We start from the raw sequence: 6,949 nt of genomic DNA, 5'->3' as shown, positions 1-6,949 counted from the left end.
CACCACAACAGCGCGACGCCGACCGGCACCAGCACGAGCGCCCAGAACGAAGGCCACAGCAGCGCCAGCGCGCCGTCCAGCGCGACCAGTCCGACGTAGAGGGGATTGCGGCTGAGGCGGAACGGGCCCGAGTCGATGATGACCCGCGTCGAGCCGCCGGGCAGGAGTGCCGTGCGGTTGGTGTGCATCAGCCACAGCGCCCACCCGTTCCATGTGCCGAAGAACAGCACCAGCACCAAACCGGCGCCGCGCACCAGTGGATGGTGGAGCGAGACCGGGTCACCGAGCAGCATCGTCAGCGCCCATCCAGCCAGCCAGGGCGCGCCGAGCGCGACCGGCGGCCACAACCGAAATGATGGAGCGTCACCACGCACCGCTCCATCGTGCCCCCGGCACGGGTCCGCACCCGTCGAGACGTCGGCGGATCGGGCACCGGGCCGTCTTCACGAAACGCGGGGCGGAACGAGAAGCGGTCGGGGGAGTGCACCGGATCTCCGCGCGAATCTGGCGCGTAGCGGGCGCTCGACGAACCTGAAGCTCGCCTCGGCCAGAACGACGAAGACGGCGACCCAGACGACATCGCCGACGACCGAGTGCCCGAACAGGGTGAGCATTCCGATTCTGGCAAGGACGTTCCAGAGGTAGATCGAGTACGACCGCTCGCCGAGCCACCGCATCGGAGCGCTCGCCAGCAGCACTCCAGCCGCCGAGCCCGGCCGCGTCACGACACCGGTCAGGATCACCAGCGTCAGCGCGGTCCCGGCGACGATCACCAACGAGGTGTGGTACGTGTCGTTGCGATAGGCCAGGACAGGCAGGAGAGCAACCGCCAACAGCGCACAGGGCGCAAGACGCCTGACCGCTCCGGACAACCAGCCGTTCTGGACGACGATCGCGAGCAGCGACCCGACCAGGATGGGCAGCGCGTTGGTGTCGGTCCCGAAGTACTCGTGCTGGTCGAAGAGGATCTTCTGACTCAGGCCGAGGTTGAGGTCGAGCGCGAGGGTGATCCCGATGAGCGAAGCGGTGAGTGCGGCGAACGCCGGGGGACTGTGACGGTAGCCCCGGAGCAGCGCGAACGGCCACAACAGGTAGAACTGCTCCTCGACGGAGAGCGTCCAGGTGTAGTTGAAGTAGTCCTGAGTGGCGAAGGGGTGACTGGCCCAGTCGAAGAGGCTTGTCGTGTAGGTCGCAGCCGCGCCGGCGGGTGCGAGAACCTGCCCGACACCCAGATCGCGCCGACCGACGAGGAGCACCACGATGGTCACCGCTGCGACGGTCACCAGTGCCGGGTACAGCCGCGCCGCGCGGCGGCGGTAGAACGCGCGGACGTCGATGGTGCCTGTCCGGAGCTCGCGGACCAACAGGCTGGTGATGAGGTACCCCGACAGGCAGAAGAACACGGTCACACCGACGTAACCGTTGATCAACGGTTTCGTGGGGGCGTGCTGCCCGAGGACCAGGAGAATCGCCATTCCGCGCACCCCGTCCAGCGCCGGCTGGTTACCCGTGGGGCGCACGAGTGGCTCTGGGAAGGGTCGGCGGTGCCTCCGACGCGTCCCGGTTCCCAATGGAGTCTCCTCCCTTCGGACATCGCCGTAGCCCATGACGCGGCGCAGCGAACGCCACGTCGATGGAACGAGTACGACGTCAGCGCGCGGCTGGTTCAGGACACCCGCTCCGTCGATGCGGCCGCTAGAAGGGCACCCCCGCCCGGAGGATGACGTTCGCGTACGGAGTCGCCTCTCCCGTTCGGACGACCGCGCGCGCCCCTCGAGTGCGTCCCTTCAGACTCGAGTGAGACATCCGCTCGATCGGGACATCGGGCAGGAACCGGTCCAGCCCGTCACGGATCTCGCTGTCCGACAGCTCCCGAGCGACGACGGCACCCTCGATGACGAGCTCGGAGGCGAGCACCGCCAGGACCGGGAGGAACCGCGGCCCGTTGCGGGCGAACACCAGGTCGATGGTCTCGACACCGGTCGGAACCGGGAGTCCGGGGTCGGCCACGACGATCTCGTCGCCATGCCCCATCCCCGTGACGATCGCGGCCAGGCGTGGGTGCCAGATCCCGTCCCTGCGCATGAGCCCGCTCGTGCCTTCCTTGTGGACCATCCGACGCCGTCGCGCCGGGCGAACGTGAAGCTAACCCCGTCGACGGGTGAAACGCATCGGGTCGAAGGCCGGTACCGCAGCGGCCCGGCCGCGTACGACCAGTTCGGCCACGAGGGACGCCGTAGGAGCGGCGAGACTGAGCCCGAGCATGTTGTGCCCGGTCGCCACGACGATGCGGTCCGCCCCCGGCGCGCAGCCGATGAGCGGTTTGCCGTCCGGCGTCATGGGGCGAGGGCCGACCTGTTCGTCCGTGCTGGCGCGCCAGTCGATCCCGGACAGGTAGGGCGCCGCCTTGCGCTTCATGACGTCGACGCGTCCGGCGTGCAGGCCCTCGGCGGTCCCGTCCAGCTCCACCATGCCGACCACCCTGGTCCGGTCCCCCATCGGCGTCACCCCGACATGGGTGTCGCCCAGCCGCAGCACGTGCGTCGGTGGGTGCTCGGGCTGGATCGTGAAGCTGTAGCCCTTGCCCGGGGTCACGTAACCCCGGATCCCCAGCGGCCGGAGCAGCTGCTCGGACCAGGCGCCCGCAGCGATCACGGCATGGCTGGCCTCCACCACGCCGGATCCGGTCGCGAGCTCGACCCGGGTCCCACGCTGCCGCACCGCGCGGACCTGCGTGTCCGTCACGAATCGTGCACCTCGCGAACTCAGCGAAGCGGCCAGGCGATCCACCAACCGGGACGGATCCAGCCACCGGTCGCCTCGATGGACGAACCCGAACTGCGCTGCGTCGCCGAGCCCCGGCTCGAGCTCGAGGAGCGCCGGCCGTCCCACGATCGGCTCGGGCGCCGGGCAGAGCCCGCGCCGAGAGACTGCGCGCAGGGACGCCCACGACGCCTCCGCCTCGTCGCGGGTCGAGTGCAGCATGAGGAACCCCTCGTCCTGCAAGCCGTCGATGATCCCCACCTCGACCAGCTCGTCCACGAGCCCGGCCGTCCGACCGTTGAGCAGGTCGAGCTCGTCCCAGGAGCGGGAGAACCGGCCCGCGCCCGAGCTCGCGAGGAACCGCGCGAGGTAGCCGGCCACGCGCGGGAGCGCACCCGCGTGCAGGAAGAAGCTCCCGCTGTCCGGCGAGGTGAGCGAACGCATCCCGTCGCGGACGACGCCCCAGGACGGCAGCGGGTCGCTGCGAGCCGGACAGACCCAGCCCCCGTTGACCCGAGAGGCACCACCGCCGAGCGTGCCCGCCTCGAGGATGGTGACGGCATACCCACGCTCGAGCAGGGAGTGCGCGCTGAACAGGCCGATCAGCCCGCCACCGACGACGGCGACCTCACCCGCCGGCATCAGAACCGCGGGTCCGTGATGTCGCCGGGCAGCTGCGGCTGGGCCCGCGCGCTCAGCTCGGCCTCCTTGATCCGGGAGCGTCGCTCGTCGTCCGGGTCCACGTCGGCCTCCGGGTCGACGTGGGTGGGGTCGAGGACCCGCTTGAGGAACGTCCGGGTCCGATGGTGCTGGGGGTCACCGATCACGCGGTCGGGGTGTCCGTCCTCGACGATGACGCCGCCGTCCATGAAGATGACGCGGTCGGCGACCTCTCGCGCGAACGCCATCTCGTGCGTCACCACGATCATCGTCATGCCCTCGGACGCGAGCCGCCGCATGACGGCCAGCACGTCGCCGACGAGCTCGGGGTCGAGGGCCGAGGTCGGCTCGTCGAAGAGCATGAGCTCGGGGTCCATCGAGAGCGCGCGGGCGATCGCGACGCGCTGCTGCTGGCCGCCGGAGAGCTGCGCGGGGAAGTCGTCGGCACGGTCCCCGAGTCCCACCTTCTCGAGGTTGGCCCGGGCGACCTTCTGGGCCTCGGCCTTGCTCCGCTTGTGGACGACCTGCTGCGCCATGGTGCAGTTCTCGAGGACCGTCAGGTGCGAGAAGAGGTTGAACTGCTGGAAGACCATCCCCATCCTGCTGCGCACCTGGTCGATGTCGCAGTCGGGATCGGTGACGTCGATCCCGTCGACGAGAACCGTGCCCCCGCTCGGCTGCTCGAGCAGGTTGATGCACCGCAACAGCGTGGACTTGCCCGAGCCGGAGGGCCCGATGACGCAGACCACCTCGCCCTGCTTGATCGAGGCGGTGATGTTGGTCAGCACCTCGACCGACCCGAAGGACTTGCGGAGGTCCCTGATCTCGACGACGGCGGCCTCGCGGTCTGTCGACGTCGTATGCGTCGGGGCTGGGTTCGTCGTCATCGTGCCCTCGCCGACTTCGCCTCCATGCGCCGAACCACGAAGGTGAGCGGCAGGGTGATGATGAGGTAGCAGAGACCAGCGATGACAAGCGGGGTGAGGTTCGCATTCGTGTTGGCGAGGTCCCGGCCGTACTTGGTCAGGTCGAAGGATGTCGCGGACAGCCCGATGATGTAGGCGAGCGAGCTGTCCTTGACGACGAGGATGAGCTCGTTCGTCAACGGCGGCGTGACGATCCGGAACGCCTGCGGAAGAACGATCTTGCGGGTGGCGGCGCCCGCCGGCATGCCGAGCGAGCGGGCAGCCTCGACCTGCCCCTTCGGCACGGCCTGGATGCCGGCGCGGATCGTCTCGGCCATGTAGGCCGCCGCGACGATGCCGAGCGCGCTCCACACCGTTCCGTAGATGCCGAAGGGGATCTCCAAGCCGGGGAAGGCCAGTGGGAGCAGTCCGAAGGCAAGGAGCACGATGATCGTCGGCAACCCTCGGAAGAACTCGATGTAGACGGTCGCGATCCAGCGGTAGGGACCGACGGAGGACAGACGCATCAGGGCGAGGATCGTCCCGAGCACCAGGCCGAGGACGAAGGCGCCGAGCGCATAGATGACGGTGTTGAAGAGCGCGCGGCCGAGTCCCTGGGTCAGGGTGTCGACGATCAGGTCACCCCGGAAGAAGACCTTCTGGATCTGGCGCAGGTCTGCGACCGCGATGAGGATGACGACGGCGGCGACGAGAACGGCGTACTGAACCCACCGGATGCGCTGGGCCCGCTTGCGGGGCGAGAGCCTACGCACTCGCCCCGCTGCTGCAGGGGAGGTCATGGCAGGGACCTCACGACACGGTCGGCATCACGGCCGGCTCGGAGCCGAACCACTTCTTGTAGCTGGCCTTGTAGGACCCGTCCTCGATCGACTTCTTGAGGGCCGCGTTGAAGGCGTCCTTGATCTTGGCGGCGTTGGCATCGTCCTTCTGGAAGAGGAAGCCGTACTGCTCGCCGGTGTCGAACTCCTTGACCACGGCGAAGTCGGGGTTGGACTTGGTGAAGTCGAGAAGTGGACCGTTGTCGTTGATGGCCGCGTCGACCCGGCCCGACTGGACCCCGGCGATCTCGGTGGGCAGGTCGTCGAAGACCACGACCTCGTAGCCGTTGGCGTCCTTGTTCTTCTCGGCGTAGGCCTGTCCCGTCGTGTCGGTCTGGACGCCGAGCTTCTTGCCCTTGAGGGACGACAGGTCGGTGATGCCCGCGGACTTCTTCGCGAGAAGGGCCTGCGTCGCGCTGAAGTAGGGCGTCGAGAACGCCACGGACTGCTTGCGCTTGTCGTTGATGGTGACCGCACCCATCGCCATGTCGCACTTCTTCGCGGCGAACACGGCACCGGAGGTCTGCGAGGCGAAGTCGATGTCGACGATGGTGACCTTGGACTGGCCCAGCTGCTTCGCGGCGTTCTGCGCGAGGTCCATGTCGAAGCCGACGACGTTGCCCGAGCTGTCCTTGAACTCGAAGGGCTTGTAGGACAGGTGGGTGCACACCGTGAGGGCGTCCGAGCTGACCAGCTGCGGCCCGCCCGAAGGGTTGCTGGCGGCACTGCCGCCCGAGCCCGAGCCGGAGCCGCAGGCCGCGAGGGCGAGGGAGGTGGCGGAGACGACCGCCGCGAAGCCGAGAACGCGGGACCTGACCTGCGACATCTGTGTTCCTCCAAGGTTGTTGGTAGCGGCGAGACTACCGAGCGGTGTCCCATCCGGATACGTCAACGAGGGCACGTTCCGGTAACTCGCCAGACCGGCTGGGCGGGCGTCTCGAACCGTGGACGTGGAGAGGCCCGCCGAGCCATCGCCTCCAACTCCTGACCGGTCCGTCCATATGCGGCGAAGTCACGCAGACGTCCGAACGGTTCTGTGGCGAGATCGTGCAGCGCTGGATGCCATGAGGGCGTCGGCCGAACCTGCCGCTCCTGCGTTCTTTCCGCTCACGTCCAGGTGCCGCCGGAGGGCCGCTGGGCAAGGGGCAGCCGGGTTAGAGCATCGAAGGAGGGCCTTTAGCCCCTACCGAACCCTTGGCTCTGACTCCACAGTGGCCTCTGAGGACTCCTTCGGGTCGCTCTCAGGCGCCATCCTCCGAACGGCTCCTGGCCATGCAGCAGCGGGCTGCCGGGTCTCATACCCAAGGAGGCTCCGCCATGCGCCACGCACACGAGACCGAGCCCGTCCGCGCCACCCCAGCCCGTGACGGGCCGAGCCCGGGGATCGCCTCTCGGCTCGCCCGCTTCGGTCTTCACCTGGCGCAGATGTGCGCAGTGATGTGCGTCAGCCTCGCCTTGCTCGGCCTCGTCACCGCGGGCGCCGGCGCCCTCCTCGGCTTCAACGATCCGCGCCAGAACGCTCCCGTCCTCTCCGCCGTCATCGTCACCGCCACGCTCAGCCTCTCCATGGTGGCGTGGATGGGCTTCATGGCGATGGACTGGCGTCCCACCTTGGAGATGGCCGCATCCACCGCCGTCGCCGGCGGCGTCATGATCCTTGGCTACCTGATGGGGCTCGTGTCGACCCGGGAACTCGTTCCTGGAGTCTGTGGTTTGGCGTGCCTCGCGATGGTCGTCGTCATGCTGCCCAGGTTCGGCACGTACGCCTCCCACAGCGGCCGT

General features: G+C 68.6%; 8 protein-coding genes. 1 reads left to right on the top strand and 7 read right to left on the bottom strand.

What is annotated here, in order from left to right; all coding sequences use genetic code 11:
* The 7 genes from ABD194_RS19975 to ABD194_RS19945 form a co-directional block, all read right to left on the bottom strand.
* On the bottom strand, positions 1 to 293 hold a 293-nt coding region (locus tag ABD194_RS19975), incomplete at its 3' end, for a methyltransferase family protein (RefSeq protein ID WP_343994769.1).
* Between the two features lie 150 nt (positions 294 to 443).
* Positions 444 to 1,607: an acyltransferase family protein gene (locus tag ABD194_RS19970; protein ID WP_343994767.1), complete on the bottom strand. Its 1,164-nt coding sequence runs from the start codon at positions 1,605 to 1,607 to the stop codon at positions 444 to 446.
* Between the two features lie 88 nt (positions 1,608 to 1,695).
* The gene (rbsD, locus tag ABD194_RS19965; protein WP_343994765.1) at positions 1,696 to 2,085 is read right to left on the bottom strand and encodes a D-ribose pyranase; all 390 of its coding nucleotides are present in this window, start codon (positions 2,083 to 2,085) and stop codon (positions 1,696 to 1,698) included.
* A 60-nt stretch (positions 2,086 to 2,145) separates the two neighbouring features.
* Positions 2,146 to 3,405, bottom strand: a complete 1,260-nt coding sequence (locus ABD194_RS19960) for an NAD(P)/FAD-dependent oxidoreductase (protein ID WP_343994763.1) — start codon at positions 3,403 to 3,405, stop codon at positions 2,146 to 2,148.
* A complete protein-coding gene (locus ABD194_RS19955; protein WP_343994761.1) occupies positions 3,405 to 4,310 on the bottom strand; it encodes an amino acid ABC transporter ATP-binding protein in 906 nt (301 codons plus the stop codon). The genes ABD194_RS19960 and ABD194_RS19955 overlap by 1 nt, the downstream gene beginning before the upstream one ends.
* Complete coding sequence (locus tag ABD194_RS19950) at positions 4,307 to 5,128, bottom strand: amino acid ABC transporter permease (RefSeq protein WP_343994760.1); 822 nt, start codon at positions 5,126 to 5,128, stop codon at positions 4,307 to 4,309. Before ABD194_RS19950 ends, ABD194_RS19955 begins: the two co-directional genes overlap by 4 nt.
* Positions 5,129 to 5,138: 10 nt before the next feature.
* The gene (locus tag ABD194_RS19945) at positions 5,139 to 5,993 is read right to left on the bottom strand and encodes an ABC transporter substrate-binding protein (RefSeq protein WP_343994758.1); all 855 of its coding nucleotides are present in this window, start codon (positions 5,991 to 5,993) and stop codon (positions 5,139 to 5,141) included.
* A 491-nt stretch (positions 5,994 to 6,484) separates the two neighbouring features.
* On the opposite strand from ABD194_RS19945, the gene ABD194_RS19940 reads away from it, so the two are divergent.
* Positions 6,485 to 6,949, top strand: a 465-nt coding sequence (locus ABD194_RS19940; RefSeq protein ID WP_343994756.1) for a hypothetical protein, incomplete at its 3' end; no start/stop codon positions are given.

Origin of the sequence: Terrabacter terrae (genome assembly GCF_039529575.1) — a bacterium.
Lineage (GTDB): Bacteria > Actinomycetota > Actinomycetes > Actinomycetales > Dermatophilaceae > Terrabacter > Terrabacter terrae.
This window is presented reverse-complemented; position numbering and strand designations above follow the sequence as displayed.